At 69.6% G+C, this 21352-nt stretch carries 16 protein-coding genes; 6 read left to right on the forward strand and 10 right to left on the reverse strand.

Features of this window, described 5'->3' with window-relative positions:
• Positions 1-48 precede the first annotated feature (48 nt).
• Positions 49-558 carry a MarR family winged helix-turn-helix transcriptional regulator gene (locus ACZ4N4_RS18115; protein WP_467589624.1) on the forward strand — a complete coding sequence of 170 codons (510 nt, stop codon included), beginning with the start codon at positions 49-51 and terminating at the stop codon, positions 556-558.
• Here the strand turns inward: ACZ4N4_RS18115 and ACZ4N4_RS18120 are convergent.
• The 5 genes from ACZ4N4_RS18120 to ACZ4N4_RS18140 form a co-directional block, all read right to left on the reverse strand.
• Entirely contained in the window at positions 542-1627 is a 1086-nt protein-coding gene (locus ACZ4N4_RS18120) for a recombinase family protein (protein WP_467589627.1), read from the reverse strand. The two genes, ACZ4N4_RS18115 and ACZ4N4_RS18120, sit on opposite strands and share 17 nt — an antisense overlap.
• A 145-nt stretch (positions 1628-1772) precedes the next feature.
• On the reverse strand, positions 1773-1964 hold the full coding sequence (locus ACZ4N4_RS18125) for a hypothetical protein (RefSeq protein WP_467589630.1): 192 nt from the start codon (positions 1962-1964) through the stop codon (positions 1773-1775).
• 531 nt (positions 1965-2495) lie between these two features.
• Positions 2496-3401: an NADP-dependent oxidoreductase gene (locus ACZ4N4_RS18130; protein ID WP_467589633.1), complete on the reverse strand. Its 906-nt coding sequence runs from the start codon at positions 3399-3401 to the stop codon at positions 2496-2498.
• A gap of 280 nt (positions 3402-3681) precedes the next feature.
• A complete protein-coding gene (locus ACZ4N4_RS18135) occupies positions 3682-4071 on the reverse strand; it encodes a VOC family protein (protein ID WP_354395441.1) in 390 nt (129 codons plus the stop codon).
• Between the two features lie 121 nt (positions 4072-4192).
• Positions 4193-5176 carry an aldo/keto reductase gene (locus tag ACZ4N4_RS18140; RefSeq protein ID WP_467589635.1) on the reverse strand — a complete coding sequence of 328 codons (984 nt, stop codon included), beginning with the start codon at positions 5174-5176 and terminating at the stop codon, positions 4193-4195.
• A 116-nt stretch (positions 5177-5292) separates the two neighbouring features.
• Here ACZ4N4_RS18140 and ACZ4N4_RS18145 point away from each other — a divergent pair, with 116 nt between their 5' ends.
• Entirely contained in the window at positions 5293-5871 is a 579-nt protein-coding gene (locus ACZ4N4_RS18145) for a TetR/AcrR family transcriptional regulator (protein WP_354395444.1), read from the forward strand.
• Between the two features lie 643 nt (positions 5872-6514).
• Here ACZ4N4_RS18145 and ACZ4N4_RS18150 read toward each other — a convergent pair.
• Positions 6515-9655, reverse strand: coding sequence for a Tn3 family transposase (locus ACZ4N4_RS18150; RefSeq protein WP_467589638.1), 3141 nt, complete (start codon positions 9653-9655; stop codon positions 6515-6517).
• 328 nt (positions 9656-9983) lie between these two features.
• Between ACZ4N4_RS18150 and ACZ4N4_RS18155 the strand changes: the two genes are divergently transcribed.
• Both ACZ4N4_RS18155 and ACZ4N4_RS18160 read left to right on the forward strand, forming a co-directional pair.
• Positions 9984-10544: a hypothetical protein gene (locus ACZ4N4_RS18155; protein ID WP_453567243.1), complete on the forward strand. Its 561-nt coding sequence runs from the start codon at positions 9984-9986 to the stop codon at positions 10542-10544.
• A 275-nt stretch (positions 10545-10819) separates the two neighbouring features.
• Entirely contained in the window at positions 10820-11926 is a 1107-nt protein-coding gene (locus ACZ4N4_RS18160) for an acyltransferase family protein (protein WP_467589641.1), read from the forward strand.
• A 68-nt stretch (positions 11927-11994) separates the two neighbouring features.
• Here the strand turns inward: ACZ4N4_RS18160 and ACZ4N4_RS18165 are convergent, their stop codons facing one another.
• Positions 11995-14265, reverse strand: coding sequence for a M4 family metallopeptidase (locus ACZ4N4_RS18165; RefSeq protein WP_467589644.1), 2271 nt, complete (start codon positions 14263-14265; stop codon positions 11995-11997).
• A gap of 642 nt (positions 14266-14907) precedes the next feature.
• Here ACZ4N4_RS18165 and ACZ4N4_RS18170 point away from each other — a divergent pair.
• Complete coding sequence (locus ACZ4N4_RS18170) at positions 14908-15081, forward strand: hypothetical protein (protein WP_351313851.1); 174 nt, start codon at positions 14908-14910, stop codon at positions 15079-15081.
• A gap of 429 nt (positions 15082-15510) precedes the next feature.
• Here the strand turns inward: ACZ4N4_RS18170 and ACZ4N4_RS18175 are convergent, their stop codons facing one another.
• Together ACZ4N4_RS18175 and ACZ4N4_RS18180 are read right to left on the reverse strand one after the other, a co-directional pair.
• Positions 15511-15936, reverse strand: coding sequence for a hypothetical protein (locus ACZ4N4_RS18175; RefSeq protein WP_467589648.1), 426 nt, complete (start codon positions 15934-15936; stop codon positions 15511-15513).
• A 96-nt stretch (positions 15937-16032) separates the two neighbouring features.
• Positions 16033-16638: a CGNR zinc finger domain-containing protein gene (locus ACZ4N4_RS18180; RefSeq protein ID WP_467589649.1), complete on the reverse strand. Its 606-nt coding sequence runs from the start codon at positions 16636-16638 to the stop codon at positions 16033-16035.
• A gap of 607 nt (positions 16639-17245) precedes the next feature.
• Between ACZ4N4_RS18180 and ACZ4N4_RS18185 the strand changes: the two genes are divergently transcribed.
• Positions 17246-18337: a hypothetical protein gene (locus tag ACZ4N4_RS18185; protein ID WP_467589652.1), complete on the forward strand. Its 1092-nt coding sequence runs from the start codon at positions 17246-17248 to the stop codon at positions 18335-18337.
• Between the two features lie 182 nt (positions 18338-18519).
• Here the strand turns inward: ACZ4N4_RS18185 and ACZ4N4_RS18190 are convergent, their stop codons facing one another.
• The gene (locus ACZ4N4_RS18190) at positions 18520-21252 is read right to left on the reverse strand and encodes a helix-turn-helix transcriptional regulator (RefSeq protein WP_467589654.1); all 2733 of its coding nucleotides are present in this window, start codon (positions 21250-21252) and stop codon (positions 18520-18522) included.
• Positions 21253-21352 lie beyond the last annotated feature (100 nt).

Here is a 21352-nt window from a genome sequence, read left to right on the forward strand (position 1 = left end):
GATTCCACGACGGGCGACCCGTTCGCCGTGCAGGGAGGAAGAGCAGCCATGCCGCCGGCGTCCGAATCGGTCCAGGGCAGGGACGACGCGGTCCCGACCGTCGCCGACGCTCCGATGAGCGAGGTCCTCTTCCATGCCGCCCGGGCGCACCGGATCACGGCGGGCCACCTGCTGCGCGAGACCGGCCTCTACCCCGGGCAGGAGCTCCTGATGATGCGGCTCTGGGAACAGGGCGAGCAGCGCCAGGCCGACCTCATCAAGACGCTAGGGCTCGATCCGTCCACCGTCACCAAGATGCTGCAGCGCCTTGAGCAGGCCGGGTTCGTCACCCGCAGCCCCTCACCCGCCGACCGCCGGGCCGTCCTCGTGCGCACCACCCGCGCCGGCCAGGCACTGCGCGACCGGGTCCTGCGGGCCTGGCGCGACCTGGAGGCGGTCACCGCCGCGGGATTCACCGACGAGGAGTACCGGCAGGCCATGCGGTTCCTGGCGCGTATCCGGGCTTGGGGAACATCGGTACAGCGGTTGGCGCTGAGAACGATCATGGTTCCTGGGTAGCGGTCTCCGAGTCCGGGTGAGGCTGGGTCTGGAGTCGCTGGCGGAGATCGGCTTGCTCCGGGGTGAGCGGATCGTCCGGGCGCCGGATGCGGACTCGGCGGGGGCGAGGGATGTCGTCGACGTCCTGGAGGTCGGCGAAGTCGGCGTGCGCCGCTGCGACGGCCTCGGGGTACGCCTCCTTCTTCTCGTGCTCGGCGAGCGCGCGGTAGATGCTCGCGACGCTGGGCGCCTGGCCGTTGCGCTTGCCGGTCGGGATGATCAGGTCGGGCTGGATCTGCTCGACCGACTCGCCGTTCGCCCGGCGCCGCAGCACGGTGTGCAGCATGTCCTCGGTGATGACGGGCGGCCGGCCGCCGTGCTTGCCCTTGCGGGCCGCCGCGTCGAGCCCTTCGAGGGTCGACTCCCGGATGTTCTCCCGCTCGGTCTCCGCCATCGCCGCGAAGAACGCGAACAGCAGACGGCCCGGCCCGCTCGGGTCGTACATCCCGGGCAGCGGCCCGGCGAGCATCTCCAGCACCAGGCCGTGGGCGGTGAGGTGGTCGGCGAGCGCGGTGAGTTCGGCGGCGTCGCGGCCCAGGCGCTTCATCTCGTACACGGTGAAGATGACGCGGCAGTGCGGAGCGTGGGCCTTGATCTGGCGGGCGAGCGCGAGCGCGGCCTCGAACTGTGGGCGGACGCGAACGCGGGTGCTGATCTTCTCGGAGAACACCTTGTCGCGCTCGATGCCGTGCTTGGCGAGTGCGTCGAGCTGGGACTGGAGTTCCTGGGTGAGCGTCGAGCACCGCGCGTACCCGATGCGGATGTCGGCGCTCGGGGTGTCTGGCGCGAGGGCGAGCGGGACGGGGATGCCGGGGCGCCACGGCTGGCCGGGCCCGCGGTCGGCGGGGGTGGGCACGCGCAGGAGCTTGGCGAGCCGGGGCACCTTGGTGAAGCGGCCGGTGTGGTAGGTGCCGGCGACCGCGCCGGAGCGCGAGCGGCACGGCGAGCCGGGTTCGGCCCGGCAGCGCGGGCAGGGGTGGCGCTCGACGTCGTCCGCGTCGCTCGGGGAGGCTTCTTGAGGGACCGTCATGGCACCGGATGCTGTCACAAACGATTCTCAGAAGTACCCCGAACCCACCTTTGAGTGAGAACGGGTTCTGCGAACCGAACCGGCGGTTCGCGATCACCGGGACACTGTCTTTGATCTTGCTCGGGCAAAGGACCGTTTGTGAGAATCACTCGGCGACGGGGTCGATGTCGCTCGGGTGGGCACCCGTGAGTTCCCACTCCAGCATCCGCATCCGCTCGACCTGTCGGCGTGCGACGGCGACCATCCCGGCGTCGAACTCGTGGTCGGGACCGATGTCTGCGGCGGCGAAGTACCCGTCGATCCGGCTCTCGTGCCCGTCGTGGCGAAATGGCGGCACGCGAGCCCGTGCTTGATCCGGGCGGTGCTGATGTCGGGGAAGTGCTTCGAGTTGCTGGCCGGGCGATTCTTTCCGACGCGAAGCCCAAAGTGGTGCCGTTCGCCAAGCATGGCGAACGGCACCAGAAGGCGAGGAGGAGCGCTACTTACCCAGCCAGGAGCGGACGGCCATCCGATCTACGCCACCTTCTCGGGCGAATCCCGCCTCCGTTCGGTCGCCAGCTGTCGGGCGGCCTGTCGGAGACCGGCCAGCGCCACGCATAGGCCGCTCGGGCCGCGGCGCGGTCGGGAGGCAGAAGCCGTATTTGAACCCCTCTCACGGGGCTGCTGAAGCTGGATGAGGCCAGTGGACGACGGCTCAGGAGCCAGGTGCGGTGCCCGCGTGGGGGCGGCCTGCTTGACGAGGCGCAATGGAGATCGGCCTGCTCCGGCCCGCCCGCTCGCCGGTACCGATCAAGGGCACGCTCGCCACTGGGCCCGCACGTTGCGAGTTGCCTACCTCGTGGGCCTGTTCAGACACAGATCGGCCTGTTCAGATGCAGATCACGATCTTTCCTCGGGTGCGTCCGCGCTCGGCGTGCGTGTGCGCGTCGGCGATCCGCTCCAGGGGGTAGGTCTGTTCGATACGGGGTGTGTAGCGGCCTTGCCCGCCCAGTTCCGCCGCCGCGGACAGGAGAGTGGAATCGTTCTCCGCGTTGACCACATGCGCGCCCAGGCGCTGCCCGCCCGCGTGGTCGGCGACCGTCGCGACGCGCCTCGGGTCACCTGTGATCGCGACGAGGTCGTCCAGGGAGCCGGAGGCCGCGGTGTCGAGCACGATGTCGACGCCGTGCGGAGCGAGGGTGGTGAGGCGCTGTGCGAGGCCGGGGCCGTAGGTGGTGGGAACGGCGCCGAGTGCGGTGAGGAACTCGTGGTTGCGTTCACTGGCTGTCCCGATCACAGTGGCACCTTGCGCTACCGCGATCTCGACCGCTGCGCTGCCCACGCCTCCGGCGGCGCCCTCGACGAGAAGGGTGCGCCCCGCAAGGGAGCCGAGCACGTTCAGTCCACCCATCGCGGTCACTGACGCGAGGCCTGCACCAGCGGCCTGCTCGTCGTTCCACGTGGCGGGAGTGTGCGCCCAGGCCGAGAGGATGAACAGCTCTGCGGTCGCGCCGGTGACACCGCCCAGTCCGAAGACACGGTCGCCGATGCTCAACCCCTGCACCCCGTCGCCGATCTCGTCGACCACACCGGCGCCGTCACGCCCGGGAATGGCGGGCAGCTTCACGGGAAACAGCTGACGCAGGGCGCCGGAGCGCAGCTTCCAGTCGATGGGATTGACGCTGGCCGCCGCGACACGGACACGTATCTCACCGGGTCCGGGGTGGGGGTCGGGAGCCTGCTCGATCACCAGGCTCTCCGCTCCGCCGTATTCGTGGAACCGGGCTGCGCGCATAATTGTCTGCCTTACTTTGACGGGCCGGAATGACGTGTTCATCCGACGGTTGACGTGAGGTGCAAGCCGCAACTGCCGCCCGGCCTGAGGAGGGCAGGCGCGCTGTCGAGGATGACTCCGGCGACGACGACTGAGCGTCGGCCAGTGCCTTGTCTCCTGGACTGGGACGGTGTTCGGGCGCCTCCAGTGGGCGGGGCACCCGAACACCGTCACGGGCGAGTCTTCGCCCGCCGTGCGTACTGGTGATGCCGTCGCTGTGAAGCGAGAGGAATCCTCCAGGTCAGGGGTGGGGGTGGTAGGTGAACTCCAGGCTGTATCCATCAGGGTCAAAGACGTTGGCCGCGTAGTAACCGGGAGCGAAGTAGGGGCGCTCCCCAGGTGTGCCGTTGTCGGTCGCCCCTGCTTCCATGGCGGCCGCGTAGGCAGCGTCGACGACCTCTCGTGAGGGTGCGGTGAAGCCGACGTGCGTGCCTGCCGTGGTGGCGCCTTCGCGCAGCCAGAAGGTGAAGGCCGTGTCGGTGCCGAAGCCGGCGAGGTCGCCGACCCATTCCGGGGCGGTTGAGCCGTCGAAGTCGAACACGTGGCGCATGCCCAGCGGCTTCAGCGCCTGGCTGTAAAACTCCTCGGAGCGCTTCCGGTCGCTGACCGTAAGGAAAACGTGATCGATCATTGTGCTCATCTCTTTCCGTGGGCCGAGGACGCTGCCTTGATCAGCGTCCTGGAGGGGTGGGATTGCTGCATCTCGGCCTCGAGGGGAGACCGGGTAGTGGCAGGTCGGCGGGCCGTCGTATTCAGCCGGCCAGGAACTGCATCTGGTCGGGGGTGTAGCGGTCGCCGGCGACGATCCCGTGCGGGGCGGCCGCGTCGATGGCGGCCAGCTCCTGTGCGGTGATGGTGACGGCGGCTGCGGTGCTGTTCTCTTCCAGGTAGCGGCGGCGCTTGGTGCCGGGGATGGCGACCGCGCCCTGGTGCAGGACCCAGGCGAGGGCCAGCTGGGAGGGAGTGATCTGCTTGGCTGCGGCGATCCGGCGGACCTCGTCGACCACGGCGATGTTGAGCTGGAAGTTCTCACCCTGGTAGCGGGGGTCGATGCGGCGGTAGTCGTCGGCGGCGAAGTCGTCCGGGCTGGTGATCGCGCCACTGAGGAAACCGCGCCCCAGTGGCGCGTAGGCGACCAGGCCGATGCCGAGCTCGTTCAGGGTGGCCATGACCCCGTCCTGCTCGATGCCGCGCTCGAAGAGCGAGTACTCGGTCTGGACCGCACTCAGCGGGTGGATGGCGTGGGCGCGGCGGATGGTCCCCGGCGCGGCTTCGGACAGGCCGATGTGGCGGACCTTGCCGGCGTCCACCAGCTCGCCCATGGCGCCGACGGTCTCCTCGATCGGCACCTGCGGGTCGACCCGGTGCAGGTAGTAGAGATCGACGTGGTCGGTGCCCAAGTGACGCAGGGAGCGGTCCAGAGCGCGGCGGATGTACTCGGGGCGCCCGTTGAGGCCGCTCACCGCGCCGTCGTCGCCGATCTCGATTCCGGTCTTGGTGGCGATCACTGCCTGCTCGCGGCGGCCGGTGAGCGCCTTGCCGAGGAGTTGCTCGTTGGTGAAGGGGCCGTAGATCTCGGCGGTGTCGAACAGGGTTACGCCCAGTTCCAGGGCGCGGTCGATGGTGGCCAGTGATTCGGCCTCGTCGGTGCTGCCGTAGAAGTCGCTCATCCCCATGAGGCCGAGCCCCTGGGCGGAGACGGCGAGGCCCTGGCCGCCGAGCGTGCGGAGTTCCATCGTGATCTTCCTTGCGTGGAGGTCGCCAGCCGAGAAACCAACTGGATGGTTGCAATGGTGAACCGCGTATCCGCACATGTCAAACCAACTGGATGGTTGCTTGCTAGGGTGGCGGCATGTCACGAGACTCCGCTGCGACCAAGACCCGCCTGCTCGACGCCGCTTTCACCGAGTTCGCCACGTACGGGCTGGCCGGCGCCCGGGTGGACCGCATCGCCGCGGCGGCGCGCGCGAACAAGCAACGGATCTACGCCTACTTCGGCAGCAAGGAGCAGCTGTTCGACGCGGTGATCGACCGGGTGCTCGCCGTGGGTACGGAGACCGTGGCCTTCGACGCCGAGGACCTGCCTGGAGTCGCGGGACAGATCTTCGACGACCTGGTCGCCCATCCCGACCTGATGCGCCTGCTCTCCTGGAAGCTGCTGGAGCGGCCCGGCGCCACCGAACAGGAGGCCGCCACCTACACCGCCAAAACCACAGCTGTGGCGGCGGCCCAGGAGCAGGGCCACATCGAGCCGGAGCTCGGCCCGGAGGACCTGGTGGGCTTCGTGCTGGCGCTGACCCAAGCCTGGTTCAGCCTCACCGGCGGCATGAGCCCGACCAGCGGAGAAACCCCGTGGTCGACGCAGCGACTGGCCCGGCATCGCGCCGCCGTCGTCGCCGCCGTGGAGCGGATCACGGCGCCACGCGGGTAGCGCAAGCGGCGGATCACGCATGCCGGTTGGCTGAACTCGTGGGCGGGCCGTGAGGCGCGGACCGGACCGGGCGACAACCGACGTCCGGCGCAGCCTGGCCCTCGGCCCGCCGTGGCGGTGGGGGGAGCGGTGATAGGCAGCGGCACTGCGCTGCGCGTTTTCCCTCGCCTTCGCCCTGCGGGCGGATTCTGCCGGTACCGGGCGGGCCGGAGGCCCTCTGTTCACGGCCGGGGGGCGTGCTCCGGCTCGGCGAGGGTGGTGGAGGCAATGCCGGGTGCGGAGATGGAGAAGGCCGGCAGCGTCGGTGAGGAGCGGTACAAGCAGATCGTGGCCCGGCTGCGTGACGCGGTCCATGCACACACACGCGCACCAGCACGGCCAGCCGACACGGATGTGCGTTTCCCTGCTCACCCGGCCTTCGCAGCACAGGCACTTGCGCGTACACCCGCAGGTCGAGCAGTCGGCGCATCTCATCCGGCTGCACTTGTCACACAGGGTGTCGGAGGGAGGCGGGCCGTCGGGGAAGCACTCACGGCACTCCCAGGCCCCGCACTCTCCGCAGGCCGTCATCATCTGCCCAGCTTCACGCCCAAGGTGGGATCTCGGCGGGGGCGACACACACGCGTAGCCCGGAAGGCCCAGGTCAGTCCGGGGCGTCGTCGTCCTCGTCGTCGAGCTCGGGGGCGTCCGGGTCGCGCAGCGGGCGCAGGCCCTGGGACGGGGTGGAGGGGGTGAAGCTGTAGCGGCCCAGGACGTTGAGGTTCTTGAACTTCAGCGGAGAGAGGCGGGCGACATCCTCGTCGCTGATCTCGTGGCCCTCGGCACGCAGCTGGGCGACCGTGGCGTCGATGTACTTCGTCGTCCAGAGCACGACGGCGTTCAAGACCAGTCCTAGCGAGCCGAGTTGGTCTTCCATGCCGTCCCGGTATGCCTGGTGGATGGTGCCCCGCTTGCCGTGGCAGATGTCCCGGGCCAGGGTGTGGCGGGACTCCTGGACGGACAGCTGCTTGCCCATCTGCCGCCGGTAGGTGTCATCGACCGGGTCGACGACCTGGAGCAGGTGCAGGGTCTTGGCGATGCGCCCGTACTCGGCGAACGCCTGCCCCAGCGGCGTGGGCCGTCCATGGTTGCCGAACATCCGCAGCAGGTCATAGGCCCGTACCTGGTTGGTGACCAGCGAGCCGGCCACCTTCAGCATCTCCTCCCACTCTGCGGTCACCTTCTTTAGGTTCACCTTGTTGTTGCGGGCCAGATCGGCCAGCGGCCCGTAGCCGCCGGTCTCGATCCCGTCCATCTCCGCCCGCCAGAACCGTTGGTCGTCCAGGTCCTTGAACCGCGGGGAGAAGTTGTAACCAAGGATCTTGAACAGGCCGAACACCATGTCGCTGTACGAGGCGTTGTCGGTGGCGACCATCTCCGGCTTCACCCCGCCGTCCAGGCTCAGCAGGGCGTCCAGGATGTGTAGGGAATCGCGCGGGGTGCCCGGGACCACCATCTGCCCGATCCCGAAGACCTGGTCGTTGACGGCGTTCAGCCAGGTGATGCCGCGCTTGAATCCGAAGTACTTCGGATTCGGGGCGGTGCTGATGGACCTCACCGGGACGACGAAGCGCAGGCCGTCGACGGAGGCGAGCAGCCCGTTGCCCCAGTGCGCCACGATCGGCACCTTCGCCTGGGCCTCGATCAGGGCGGCGTTGGCCGCGGCGATGGTGTCGGCCCGCAGGTAGTACTGGTCGACGTGGACCAGCCGGGAGCGGGTCAGCGCCTCGTGGCCGGGGTTGGTCACCGGGGTCATGCCGATGTTGCACGCCTCGCTCACCAGGAGCGCGACGACCGAGGTGGTGAGGTCCTTCATGCGGGTCTTGCCGTCGCCCAGGTGCACGAAGGCGTCCAGGAACCCGGTCCAGGAGTGCACCTCGAACAACAGGTCCGGCAGGTCGATCTTCGGGAGCATCTTCTCCACCCGGCGACGCAGCCAGGCCAGTGACTTGGGCACCCCGAGCGCCCCGAGCTTGTCGACGTTCAGCTTCGCGCGGCCGCCGCCCTCGGGTATCTCGATGCTGACCTTCGCATCGGCGCCGGCCTCTTCGAGGCGTTCGGCCATCTGCTTCCACGCCGCGTCCAGCACCCGCACCAGCTCCGCCAGATGCTCCTCGACGGGAGCCTCCAGGCTCAGGCCCGCGAGTACGTCCTCGCGCACCGCCAGCCACGGCTTGCCGTCCAGCAGACGGGCGCGCGGGTTGGAGAAGCGGTGCGAGGGAGAAGCGAAGATCGCGCGGCTGACCAGCGCCCGGTACAGCTGTTCCAGTACGCACACCACATAGGCGTCGCGGTCCACCGCGCCCTGCGGCAGATCCTTGTTCGCGTACACCGCCTTGCGCCAGTACGGCGGCACCACCTTGTCGTCGACCTCCCGCTTCAGCAGCGGCTTCTTCGTCACCTGGCGCCGGCTGAGCGCGGGCAGGCCCTTGACCGCGGCCAGGACCCGCTCCCCGGCCGGGGCCGCGCCGAGCATCTTGGTGTCGCCGAGCAGCGACAGGAACGGGCGCACCGTGTTGTAGCGGTTGGCCAGCGCCTCGCGGATCGCGATCTCCGCCGAGTCGTCGTCCTCCGGGACCAGGCTGGCCACGGTGGCGGCCGCGCTCCACAGCTGGGCCCTCGGCGCGACCTCCTCCAGGGCCTTCCACATCGCGGCCGCGTCCACCTTGGCGCCGGTCTCCTCGATGTGCTCCAGCTCCTCCATGAACACCTTCGAGATGCGGGCGGTGATGCGGGACGCCTTCTCCAGCTGCGGCAGCGTGGAGAGCCGGTCCTTGTTCGTCAGCCGCTTCGCGGTGCTGAGCAGCTTGGTCGACATCAGCACCGTGAACAGCTCCAGCGCGTCATCGATCGCCTTGGCCTCCAGGTGCCGCATCACCGCGGTCAACATCGCAGTGCGCTTCGGCTCAGAGGCCCGCTCCAGACTCGTCGCCTTCGACCCCAGGCCGTAACGGGCCAGCGCGGCGAGCCGGTTCGGCGGGAGCTTGTCCAGCTTCACCCGCCCCAGCCGGTACACGGCGATCTCGTCCACCCGCTCCAGCGCCCGCTTCATCGCCGTACCGGTGGTCTTCGTCGGCGGCCGGCGGAAGGTCTCCAGGTACGAGTACCGCCTGCCCTCCGGCGCCTCCAGCAGCGCCACCAGGTCGGCGGGCAGCGACCGGTCCGCCCGCCAGGCCGCCCTGGCGACCGTCGTGTGCAGGCGCCTGTCTGCGATCTCGCGGACCTCGGACACCTGCCGCGCCAGCACCGACACCCCGGGCAGCAGCACCCGGTGCTTCCGCAGCCAGCCCACCGCATAGTCGAACAGAGCCTTCGGCCCCTCCGAATGCGCCGTCCACGCCCGCCCGTGCAGGAACGTCCGGAACTTCCGCCCCCACTCCGGGTCGTCGTACTCGTGATACTCGTACGCGTCCCGGATCTCCCACGCGTGCTCGTACGCCGTCTTCGGCCGCTCGGTGTACCGCTTCACATCCGAGACGTCCTCGATGCCGAGCTGCTCGGCCAGGTGCTCCACCACCTGCCACGGCACACCCAGCGGATCGTCAGGGAGGAACCTGCCGATGTAGCGCACCGTGCACATCTGCAGAGCGAAGCCCAGCTGGTGGTACCGCGTACGCCGCAGCGCGATCAGATCGCGGTCCACGTCGTCCAGGAAGAAGAAGCGCTCCAACTCCGGGCGCGTCGGCTCCTCGACGAACTTCCCGTACGCCTCGGCCTGGTCATCCGTCAGAAATTCCACCGGCATGCGGCGGAGCCAACCACCCGCCACTACAGACCGTGGAGCTTTGGCCGAAGGGCCCCAGGAAGCAGACCACCCGTGCTAGAAGTTCACCGCTCACTGCTCAAGATCGTTCTCAGCGCCAACCGCTGTACCGATGTTCCCCAAGCCCGGTATCGAGGAGAACGTCACCGGCCCGGACGGCACCGCGCCGCGGTCGTGACCGCGCGGGCTGCCCTCGCCGGGCACGCCGATGGTCAAGACTGCGTCATCTCGCACCTGTGGCTGAGAGGGCGGGAGTCGGGCGACGTACCAAGGGAGCAAGTGGCTGCGACTCCTTCAGAAGGGCAACTCCTTGATCCTGCGACGCATCGTCCTGAGCCTTGCCGTAGGGCTCGCCTCCCCGCTCCTGCTGGGGGCGTGCGGCTCCTCGAACGGCACCAGCTCCGACAGCGCCGCGCCGGTGGCCCCGGCCGCGTCGGATTCCGCGGTCTCCGCACCGGCCACCTCGGCGGCGGCCGACAGCGGCGGCTCCGGGACCGGGTCGTCGGCCCTCACCAGCGGGGTGGCGGCCGAGGCGCTGAACGGCATCGGCACCGTGGTCGCCGACGACAAGGGGATGACCCTCTACCGCTACGACAGGGACGAGTCGGATCCCTCCAGATGGACCTGCTCCGGCGCCTGCACAAAGACCTGGCTGCCGGTCATCGTCGGGGACTCCGTACAAACCTCGGGAGTCGAGAAGAACCTTCTCGGCACGGTGCACCGGAACGGCATGAAGCAGCTCACCCTCGCCGGGTGGCCGCTCTACCGGTACATCGGCGACACCGGCGCCGCACAGGCCAACGGCCAGGGGAAGGACGCGCAGTGGTACGCCGTCGCCCCGTCCGGCCAGAAGGCCGCCAGGACGGGCTGACGCGCACAGCTCCGGTGTTGCCGGCCATGAGGACTGGCCGCCTCCTCCGCTGAACTTCTCAGCCGGACGCCACGTACCAAGTCTCTGTGGTGGCCCTGTGCCGCCCGGCGCACCGCCAGGCAGACGGCTCGGCGGCAAAGGCGCCGCACGGAGAAGGGGGTTGAACGATTTCCACGGACCTGAGCCGGCCGGCCGACAGCACTCCCGACCTGGCCGCGCCGGCCCCGGCAGGGCAGGAGGAGACGGCGGGCAGAGCCGGCGTCCCCTCGCAAGTGGTGGGCCTGGACGGCCTCCGCGGCCTGGCAGCCTTGTATGTGGTGCTGTTTCACTGCTGGTTGTACACCTTCCCGGGCTACCCCGACAGTTCGGCACCCCCGTGGCTGAAGGGGCTGATGTTCGGGCGCCTGGCCGTCGTCTTCTTCCTGGTGCTGTCCGGCTTCTCCCTGGCCATCTCCCCGGCGCGGCACGGCTGGCGGTCGGGCGGCGTCGCCGGGTTCCTGCGCCGGCGTGCCTGGCGGATCCTGCCGCCGTACTGGGCGGCACTGGCGATGAGCCTGATGATCTCCCTGTTCGTGGTGCCGGCCTCGCACTTCGGACCGCCTACCGGCAAGACGGTCCTGGTGTTCGGACTCGTCGCCCAGGACATGATCACCGCACCCACGCCGAACGGCGCGTTCTGGTCGATCGGCGTGGAGGCCGAGCTCTACCTCCTCTTTCCCCTGCTCCTCCTTGTCCGGCGGCGGTCGAGCGCGGTGGTGCTGGCCGCGTGCGTGGCGCTTCCGGTGATCGCCCTCGGCCTGACGGCGCCGGGCGCGAATCCGGTGGAGGGCGACAACTGGCTCGCTCCCCACCTCGCGCCCGTGTTCGTGGCGGGTGTGATCGGCGCGGGGATCGTGGCCGCGCGAGAGCGGGTTCGGCGCCTGCCCTGGGGCTGGTTCGCCGCCCTGGCCGCCCTGCCCGTCCTGGCTCTCGGCATCATCAAGGGTTCCGTGTGGACGGTGAACCACTACTTCTGGACCGACCTGGCCATAGCTCCCGCCATGACCATGCTGCTCGCCGCGGTCGCCACCGGCAGGCCCGCCCCGCTCCTGCGGCTCCTGACCACCCGACCGGTCCGCAGGCTCGGCGACTTCTCCTACAGCCTCTATCTGATCCATCTGCCGATCGTCATGGTCGTGATTCGCCGCGTCGCCCCGCGTTTCGTGTCTCCCGGCCTGCCGACGTTCTGGTTCACGCTTGCCGTGGCCCTGCCCGTTTCGGTGCTCGGGGCATGGCTGTTCGCCCAGATCTTCGAGATGCCCTTCAAACGGAACAGGTCCTGGAAGACCCTGATCGCACACGGCGCTCCGTCATTCCCCGGTTCCGCGCGTCGGCCGGGCTGAGCGGGAGCCGTGGTCCCGGGACGCGGTAGGCGTCCTGGGACCACGGCTCCGTCCGCTGGTACGGGGGCTCAGGGAATGAGCCGCCACTGCTCGATGTAGCCGACGTCGATCGCGGCTCGGTCCTGCACCCGGAGCTTCCACGTGCCGGTCAGGGGTTGTGCGGAGGCGTCGACGGTGAACGTCTGGTCGACGTTGTCGGCGGAGCCGCCGCTGCGGTTCAGGAGGGAGTAGACGGTGCCGTCGGGGCCGACGAGGTCGACGGTCAGGTCGCCCCGGTAGGTGTGGATGATCTTGACGTAGACCTGGGTGGTGTCCGAGGCGTTCCCGGTGCGGCCGGTGACGGTGACCGGGGACTCCACCGCGGCGCCGTTGTCGGGGATGTCGACCCGGGTGGCGTTGGCGTAGACGTAGGCCACCTGCCAGGAGAAGTGCCGGGTGGCGGAGGCGCCCGTGTCGTCGGTGACCGTGACCGTGACGTCACTGGTCCCGAGGGTGGTGGGGGTGCCGGCTATCAGGCCCGTGTCGCTGATGGTCAGCCCGTCCGGCAGGCCGGTCGCCGTGTACGTCAGGCCCGCGCCTGAGTTGGTGGTGTACGCGTCCGTCTGGAGGGACACCGCCTGCCCGACACCGCTGATCTGGTCCGCGATAGGCGCCACGTTGACGCCGAGTGCGATCCGGTTGCCGACGTTGATCGCCGCCCACGCGTCGGCGACGGCGAGGTAGGAGGGGCTGTAGGCCCCGAAGAGGTCGGCCGCGGCCTGGAGCGTGGCGGTGCGGGCGCCCGCGTAGTCGGTGCTCGACGTCATGTAGGTGGTGAGCGCCCGGTACCAGACCTGCCGGGCGTTGTCGATGCCGATGCCCGTCACCGGCTGGCCGTCGTAGGTGGGGCTGTCGTAGGCGACCCCGTTGACCGTCTTGGCTCCGCTGCCCTCGGAGAGCAGGTAGAAGAAGTGGTTGGCCGGGCCCGAGGAGTAGTGCACGTCGAGTCCGCCCAGTGACGGGCTCCAGTAGTCGCTGGACGCGCCGTCCTTGGAGGGCTTGTCCATGTAACGCAGCGGGGTGCCGTCCCCGTTGATGTCGATCTTCTCTCCGACCAGGTAGTCCGGGACGTCGGCGGGCAGGTTCTCGTAGAACTCGACCGCCGCGGCGAAGATGTCGGAGGTCGCCTCGTTCAGGCCGCCCGACTCGCCGGAGTAGGTGAGGCCCGCGGTGGCGGCGGTGACGCCGTGGCTCATCTCGTGGGCGGCCACGTCGAGGGCGGTGAGCGGATGGGTGTTGCCCGAGCCGTCGCCGTACGTCATGCAGAAGCAGCTGTCCTGCCAGAAGGCGTTGACGTAGTTGTTGCCGTAGTGGGCGCGGCTGTAGGCGGCGACGCCGTCGTTGCGGATGCCGTTGCGGCCGAAGACGTTCTTGTAGAAGTCCCAGGTGGCCGCCGCGCCGAAGGCCACGTCCACGCCCGCGGTCTGCCGGTTGGCCACCGTTCCGTCGCCCCAGACATCGTTGTCGTCGGTGAAGAGGGTGCCGGTGCCGGAAGTGCCCTGGTTCAGGTCGTAGGTGCGGTGTCCGGCACGGTCGCCGTCGACGAGCTGGTAGGTCGAGCCGGAGAGTGTGGTGCCGAGGGGCACGGTCCCGTCGAACTGCCCGGTGCCGGTGCCGGTTTCGACTCCCTGATAGTGGAAGAGCTGCTTGCCGGACGCCGCGTCGGTGATCACGTGGAGTTCGTTGGGCGTGCCGTCGTCCTGGACGCCTCCGACGACGGACTCCCAGGCCAGGGCGGGTCGGCCGGAGGCGGCCCAGACGACCAGACGTGGGGTGCCGTCGGCCTTGGGCTGCTGGGCGCCGACCTTCACGGCGGTGCTGAGCGCCTGGGCCTTCGCCGTGGTGGCGGAGATCTTCGCCTTGGTGGAGGGGATGGCGAGAGCCGCCTTGGTGGCCTTCGACACGGTGAGGCGGCCGCCGTTCTCGTGCACGACCAGGTCACCCCCGAGGACGGGCAGGCCCGCGTAGGTGCGTTCGTAGCGGGTGTGCGTCGTACCGTCGGCGTCCCGGGTGACGTCCTTGACGACGAGTTTCTCGTCGGCGCCCAGGCCGAGGGTCTTCGCGGTGCCGGAGGCGTCGGCCGCGGCGCTCTTGAGCAGTGCCGTGCGCTTCGCCGGTGAGAGGGGCGCGGGGGCCGCACCGGCTCTGGGAGTGGCCAGGATCTTGGCGGGGGCGGTTTCGCCGGCCGCGGCCAGGGCGGTGCCGTGCTGGAGGCCGGCCGCGAGCAGGGTGGTGGCGGCGGTCAGCGCCAGGGCGACACCGTGTCTGACACGGCGATGGTGACGGTCCTGCCGGAACATGGCGTTCTCCTTCTGTGGGGTGGTCGGACTCGGTGGAGCCCGGGAGAGCGGGTCGGCTGGGTCGAGCCGTCCGGCGGCGCGCGGGTGCGGGGGGAAAGCCGAATGGGCACGGGGCGACGGGGTGGCGTCTGCTCGGGCGTGCCGGTGACTTGGGGAATGAGATGTGGGTATTACGTGTGGTGCCTATGAGTGGGCGGTGAACTTCCGGAGAGCAGATTGACATCCGCTGCACGGGGCTGTCATGAGCGCATCAGAACAACGGCTTGAACTGGTGGTTGCGAGCTAGGGTTTCGCGCACCGCGACATCGTTTTCCGGTCGCGGTGCCGCCGGGACCGCCCCCACAACTGCCATGGCCCGACTTCCGCATGCACGGGTCCACGAACCCGGGGCCGGCCCTCCGTGACGCACGGAACCCTGCCGCGACGCCCGGAGCCGCAGGAGAAGGAGACAACCGTCCGGCAACGGGCGAGCCGTCGTACGCCTTACACCGCCCTGCCGCCGAACCAGGACGGCGCGGTCGGCTCGTGGGAACCGGCCCGACGCTGGATGAGGATGAGCCGCTCCTCGTGGTTACCCGGCAACGGGCTTGTGGAGGCGATGTGTGGGCATACGGGATTCACCCCATCGAGAGGAGCCTGGTCATGCCCGGCATCATTGCGGCAGTGTTGTTCTTCATCGCCTTCCTGATCAACGCGGCGGACATCAGCACCAATGACACCTTCACCTCCACGAACGTGATGCTGCTGGGGCTGACCGCCCTGGCTCTCCACGTGGCGGGAATAGGCACCGGCTGGTCGTACCGGAGGCGGCGCTGACCGCGCATTCCGCGACCGTGGGTTCGGCGGCACCCTGCCGCCGAACCCACGGTCGCGGCGGGCCGTGCGCCACTCGAAGACACCGCGGCTGAGGTCACACTTGGGGCTCGTCGAGAACGGCCGGCTCCTCTTCGGTCAGCCGCAGGGCGCCGGCGGCGATTTGCCGTCTACCGCCACGACTTGCCGCACCGTGAGGTGCGGACCCGGGAAGAGGACATCCTCAGACGCGGAGGCAGGCTCCCGTCGCTCACCGGAAAGTCCATGTCCACCACGGGCTCGCCCCCAGCCGTAATCACGGAAGCGTGGTCACCACCAACTGGGCCGCTCAGTCACACCGTTGAGAGCTGTTGTCCGGTGACACAGGGCCTTGATCGATTGCCACTGGTTCCCCATGCCGCTCGTCAACCGTCCGAGCGGCTTCGCGGGCGGTCAGGTGGGCGACGGAACGAGGATCGTGGCGACGGACCGGTTGCGAAGTCGGTCCGCCAGGAACGCCATTTCCACGAACGTGCCGGCCAGGCCGACTCCACGCAGCTCGGCGGCTGTCAGCCGGGCCTCGCCCAGTGACAGGTGGCTCGTCTCGCGCAGGGCTCGCAGGACGGGGACGACACCGGTCTCCTTGATCGCCAGGCGAAGCCGAGTGGCTCCGTGCTCGGCCAGCAGTGCCTGTCTGATCTCTTCGGGAGTCGGGTCTGCGCCCGTCTCGCACCACGCGTCGGGGCAAGCTCGGCACTGGCTTTCGACGCTCCAGCGCAGCTGTCCCCTGTCGGTGAACTGACCGACGTCGCGGACGAGCACGCCGCCACAGGTCACGCACGGCGAGGTGATCTTCGCTCCCTGGGTGACGGCGGTCATTCGACTCTCCCTGCGCCTGGTCGATCTGCGTGATCCTGCCGCAAGCACTGAAGCCTGGCGATGGGGTTTCTGTGCCGACGGCGTGACGCCGGGGAGTCACACGTGGTCGGCGCCGGCCCGCTTGCGCGCACGGGAGTTGCGCAGGTTGGCCGCGTTTCCGCAGACGTGGACGTCGTGCCAGACGCCGCTGTTGTTGCGGGAGCGGTCGTAGAAGGCTGTCATGCAGCGTGCGTTGCGGCAGGACTTCAGGCGGCGGAGGGTATCGGTGAGTTGCGCCTGGTAGACCTCGATGAGGGCGAGTGACGCCACCTGCCGCCATCCTGTGCCGCGGGGAACGGCGTGGATGGCGCCGTGCTCGTCGAGCCGCAGCGCGGTGGGCAGGGTGATCAGTGAAGCCGCCGGGCCGGGATCCTCTGCCGAGTCGCCGAGCCGGCCGTGCAGGCTCTGGCGCAGGTCTTGCCTGAAGTCATGGAGACGCTGCACGTCTTCGGCTGTCAGTTCGATGCCGGGGGCCGGTCGCCCGGTCGCGCCGCTCCAGCTCTTCAGTGCCTGGTCAAGCCAAGTGCGGCCGTCTTCAACCGACTGTAGAAGGTCGGACTTCCGAGGCTTGCCGGCGGACCGGGTGTTGAGCAGGTCCTGCACGAAGGCCAGCCCACCGGGGGCGGGCTCCATGCCGTATCGGTCTGTCGCGGTCCAGGACATTCACGGACCTCTTTCGGTGGCGGCTACGGCAACGTACCCATAGCCTACTCACTTATTACCTTCTGCGAGTGTAACTCCCCTGGGCCGCGCATACGTGGCCCGCGCACTCCGGAATGCCTCGTGCCCGGCCCGCGCCAGGAAGGGTCACGTCCCGGCCGGCCCCGCTCGGCCGGGCCACGCAGTAGCCGCACGTCGCATAAGCACCCACCGCCAGGGTCCTCCTTGACCGTCTCCCCCGGGACGTCGCCGCTGAGGGTGAAATGAGCCATAAGGCCCCGCCTTGTTCGACATAATCAAAGGGCATACGCTTACGTCTCATGGGGGGGTCACAAGGTGCCGTGCCCTCCCCCCTGTGGCATCGCTCATGAGCCGCTCTCCCGGCAGTGGCCGTTCGGCGTGTGCTCCCGTACGGCAGCGGTCCGGGGGAACGGGGGCAAACCCGAACGGTCCCAAGGCCGTCGATCACCCACCAGTCATGGAGAAACCCGGAGTGCATTCCCAGCCCCACCCCCATCGCAGGTCACGGCCTCCGGTCCGCGTCTGGCTACAGCCGTTCTTGATCGGCCTGGTCATCGTCTCGGCATTCGTCAGCTGCTACGTCGGGCTCATGCGCGACCCCCAGCCCCACCGGATCCCCGTGGCGGTCACGGGCCCCCAGCTTGCGAACAAGCTCCAGAACGCCCTGGGCGACTCGATCGAGACCCGGCATGCCGACTCCATCGCCGAGGCACGTGACGCGCTGCGCCACCACGACGTCGTGGCCGTGGTCGGCGCGGGCCCTCACGGCAAGGACCTGAAACTCGACGTCGCGAGCGCGAACGGTCTGTCGACGACCACCGCGGTCACCAAACTCGTCACCGCGTACGCACACGGCGCCGACCAGCACCTCAGCGTCTCCGACCTCGTTCCGCTCGACCGGTACGACGCCCGCGGGCTGGCCGGGTTCTACGTCTCCTTCGGGGTGACCCTCTCCGGCTTCGCCCTCGCTCAGAGCGTGGTGGGTCTCAGCAACCTGCTTCACCTGCGGCACCGATTCACCCTGCTGACCGGCTTCGCCGCAGCGTCAGGCCTTGTCGCTGCCGCCATCGCCGGCCCCATCCTCGGCTCCGTCCCCGCCTCGTTCCTCCCTCTCGCCTTCGTCCTGGCCCTGCTGGCGGCCGCCGCCGCGTTCACCACGAAGATGCTGGCCACCTACATCGGCCCCCTCGGTATCCCCCTCGCCACCCTGCTGCTGCTGACCGTCGGGAACTCCACCAGCGGCGCGACCATCGGCACCAACCTCCTGCCCGGCGGCGCCCGGGCCCTGTCCGAGCTGCTGCCGCCCGGCGCCGCCGTGCGCGCCATCGCCGACCTCAGCTACTTCCAGGGCTCCCACGTCCTCGCACCGCTGGCGACACTCATCCTGTGGGCCGCGGGTTCCGCGGTCCTGCTGGCCTTCCGCACCACCGAACAAGGCCCGCCGGCCCCCACGCCGCCGCAGCCCCAGACCGCCCCGGCCCCGCACCAGACCGCCCCGGCCCCGCACCAGACCGCCGATGACCGCTCCACACCACACCGGGCGACAGCCGACGACACACCCGCGACCCCTCGGGCCGGCACCGACCAAGGACACACCGCGCCAGGCGACGGCACCGCATGGCACCCGACGTCCGCCGTGCCGCAGAAGGTGTCCGCCTCGAGCGTTGAAGGCTCCGCGTGACTGCGGCTCGATCAGGAACGGGCCCATCGGCGCAGCCCGCAGAGGCGTGTGCCGGGAAAGACATTCTGGCGCTGCGCCTGCCGAAGGCCGAGTGACGCCGCCGCCAAGCCCCCGCTCGGTCAGCTGCCCCCCCCATGGAATCCGAGACCGTCACGGCCGCACCACCCCTCCGAGCCGGAGGTTCACTCCGGGGCGTTGGAGACGTCGGAGGTGGGCTGTTCATCGTGAAGTGCGGCCAGTGCGGTGGCGAGCTTGCCCCGGCCGGTGATGCCAAGGCGTGGATAGATGCGGTACAGGTGTGCTCCGACGGTGCGGTGCGAGATGAACAGGCGCTGGCCGATTTCTCGGTTGCTCAGCCCCTGTGACGCCAGCACGGCTATCTGCATTTCCTGCGCAGACAGTTGCTCGCCGCTGTTCGCGCGCCGTCGACCACTCGACTCGCCGGTGGCACGCAGCTGCTCGCGCGCCATCTCGGCCCAGGGCTGCGCGCCGACCCGGTCGAACCCGTCGCGGGCGAGTCGAAGCGGCTGCCGAGCGTCCACGTTGCGGCGTTGGCGGCGCAACCAGCGGCCCTGGTGCAGATGCAGCCGGGCCCGCGACAGCGTCCAGTCGGCCGGCAGCGCGGCAAGGGCCGCGGCGTAGCGCTCCTCCGCGATGTCGTCCGGAGCCAGCACCGCGTCGGTGTAGGCGTGAGCCACCACCATCATTTCCGAAGGCAGCCGTCCGGCCAGCTCCGGAAGGTCGGCCAGCAGATCCCGGGCCTGCTTCACGGTGCCCGCGGCGGCTGCGGCGTCCGCCAGGTCCGGCGCGAGCAGCCAGCGGCTCACCGAGTGGTAGTGCGGGTCGGCGGGATCGAACGCGCGTGAGAGAACGTCGTACGCCTCCATGGCGCGGCCGTCGAAGAGAGCCAGCAGGCCGTCGGTCTGCTGCGCCATCACGGTGACGAACGGCATGCCCGGGAACAGGCTGTGCATGCGTAGTTCGCGGATCGTCAGCGCTGCTTGCTCGGTTTCTCCGCGCAGTGCCGCCACCAGGCCGGCCGTAGCCTTCAGTCCCAGCCAGACGATCCACTCCTCGGTCTCCTCGGCCAGGGCGAGCCCCTCGGCGGACTCCTCGCGAGCTCGCTCGAGCCGACCGAGGTACACCTGTGGCCAGCTGCTGGCCAGGGAACGGGCGAGCAACCCGAGTCGGCCCTGCGACCGCCACGCCGCGGCAGCCGGCGCAAGGTACTGAACGGCGCGGCTGATGTCGCCGATGACCATGGCACCGCTACCGAGGAAATGCAGGATCCGGCCGTCTTCAGGGTCTGCTCTGATTCCGTCGAGCCGCGCGATCACGTCAGCTCCGTGCCGGTACGGCTCGGTGTACGCCCGCACCGCCAGTACGTGGGGGGCATCCGGGTCAGGATTCCATCGATCCAGTTCTGCTGCGGCCTCAGCACGCACCTGCGCGTCGCCGTCCTGGAAGAAGCATCGTGCGCTGGCTCGCCACAACAGGTTCTCCGCGACGTCTCCGGCTCCTGCGTCGAACGCTCCGGCCGCCGCGGTGACCATGTCGTGGATCCGTCGCTGCGGCGCGTCCGGTTCGATGGCACAGTTGTCGGACACCACCATGAGGCGAGCCCGCTCGACCCGGCCCAGCACACTCATGTCGGTGCGGTCCAGCAGCATCTGGGCGCTGATGCGGTGGTTGATCTCGCTGGACAGCTCGGCCGCCCGGACCAGGATGCCGGTCCGGCGCTGTCCATCGAGGACAAGGTCGGCCGCCTGACGCAGCGCCGGGACGGCAGCCGCCACCTTCCCTCGCGCCTGCGACGCATCGGCGAAACGCTCGAGCCGGACGGCCAGCTCCTCGTCCGGCCCGATCGTCGCCGCCGCCTCGTGGGCGAGTTGGCGCTCGGGGGTGTCGTCCATCACCGATGCGAGGGCACGGTGAGTGGCCAGCCGATCGGCGAGCGTAGCGTGGGTGTAGATCGCCGTGCGCATCAGCGGATGGCGGAACTCCGCACTGTAGCCGACCAGTGTGACCAGATCCGCGTCAACCGCCTCCTGCACTGCGTCGACGGAGACCGCCGAGCCACAGAGGCGACTCGACACGTCGAGCAGCAGGTTGAGGGGCGCGGCCGGCTCGGCGGCAAGGACCAGGAGCAACGTGCGGCACTCCCGGCTCACCGAATCGGTACGCGCGGAGAATGCGTCCTCCAGCCGCTGGGTCAGCGGCAGGTCGTCCATCTGCGGGGTCACGCCCAGCACGGCCTTGGGTAGCTCCACCAGGGCCAGCGGATTACCCGCGGCACGCTCCAGGATGAGCGCCCGCAACGACGCCGGCAGATCGGGCGCGCCGGCATCGAGCAATTCGGCGGCGGCCGGTCGGTCGAGCGGCTCCAGCGGGAGGTCCAGGAGTACGTACGATTCGGAGTACTGGACCCGGGCGGCAGCGATCACCTGTATCGCGTGGTCGCGGGTGCGCCGGGAAACGAACTTGAGCACGTCCCGGCTGGAGGAATCGATCCACTGCAGGTCGTCGACCATCAGCAGGAGCGGCTGCCGGTTGGCCGCGTCGGCGAGCAGTTCAAGCACGGCCAGTCCGACCCGGTATATCTCGGGCTCGGTGTCCCTGGCGCTGAACGCTCCGCTCAGCGCCAACCGGTGCGGAGTCGGCAGGTCTTGCATGCCACGGGCGACCGGTTGCAGCAGCATCTGCAGCGCGGCGAAGGGCAGCCACTGTTCGGGCTCCACCCCAGATGTCCGCAGCACTTTGAAGCCGCTTTCGATGGCCTCGGCCCCGACCGCGCGCAACAGAGCCGACTTGCCGACGCCGGCAGCGCCGTGGATCAGCAGCACGCTTCCGTGCCCAGCCGCAGCGTCCGCGAGCAGGCCGCGCAGGGTGCCCAGCTCCTTGTCCCGCCCGATCATCGCAGCCGTACAGATCCCGCCTTCTGCGGGGTTCCCATCAGCCCCGTCGCGACACGTACCCCCGCCGTGACCGTGGGCGTGCGGACCGGAACGGGCCGTG

This window comes from Streptomyces sp. NPDC026538 (assembly GCF_055567535.1).

What these genes read in the sequence shown, in the direction of transcription:
- ACZ4N4_RS18170 (WP_351313851.1), top strand. Translation starts at nt 14,908, where the DNA reads ATGCCCGGCATCATTGCGGCAGTGTTGTTCTTCATCGCCTTCCTGATC.
- ACZ4N4_RS18140 (WP_467589635.1), bottom strand. Translation starts at nt 5,176, where the DNA reads ATGGAACTCCGCACGCTCGGCGGCCAGGGCCTCGCCGTCTCCGCCCAG.
- ACZ4N4_RS18120 (WP_467589627.1), bottom strand. Translation starts at nt 1,627, where the DNA reads ATGACGGTCCCTCAAGAAGCCTCCCCGAGCGACGCGGACGACGTCGAG.
- ACZ4N4_RS18130 (WP_467589633.1), bottom strand. Translation starts at nt 3,401, where the DNA reads ATGCGCGCAGCCCGGTTCCACGAATACGGCGGAGCGGAGAGCCTGGTG.
- ACZ4N4_RS18135 (WP_354395441.1), bottom strand. Translation starts at nt 4,071, where the DNA reads ATGATCGATCACGTTTTCCTTACGGTCAGCGACCGGAAGCGCTCCGAG.
- ACZ4N4_RS18185 (WP_467589652.1), top strand. Translation starts at nt 17,246, where the DNA reads ATGCGCGACCCCCAGCCCCACCGGATCCCCGTGGCGGTCACGGGCCCC.
- ACZ4N4_RS18145 (WP_354395444.1), top strand. Translation starts at nt 5,293, where the DNA reads ATGTCACGAGACTCCGCTGCGACCAAGACCCGCCTGCTCGACGCCGCT.
- ACZ4N4_RS18190 (WP_467589654.1), bottom strand. Translation starts at nt 21,252, where the DNA reads ATGATCGGGCGGGACAAGGAGCTGGGCACCCTGCGCGGCCTGCTCGCG.
- ACZ4N4_RS18180 (WP_467589649.1), bottom strand. Translation starts at nt 16,638, where the DNA reads ATGTCCTGGACCGCGACAGACCGATACGGCATGGAGCCCGCCCCCGGT.
- ACZ4N4_RS18150 (WP_467589638.1), bottom strand. Translation starts at nt 9,655, where the DNA reads ATGCCGGTGGAATTTCTGACGGATGACCAGGCCGAGGCGTACGGGAAG.
- ACZ4N4_RS18165 (WP_467589644.1), bottom strand. Translation starts at nt 14,265, where the DNA reads ATGTTCCGGCAGGACCGTCACCATCGCCGTGTCAGACACGGTGTCGCC.
- ACZ4N4_RS18175 (WP_467589648.1), bottom strand. Translation starts at nt 15,936, where the DNA reads ATGACCGCCGTCACCCAGGGAGCGAAGATCACCTCGCCGTGCGTGACC.
- ACZ4N4_RS18115 (WP_467589624.1), top strand. Translation starts at nt 49, where the DNA reads ATGCCGCCGGCGTCCGAATCGGTCCAGGGCAGGGACGACGCGGTCCCG.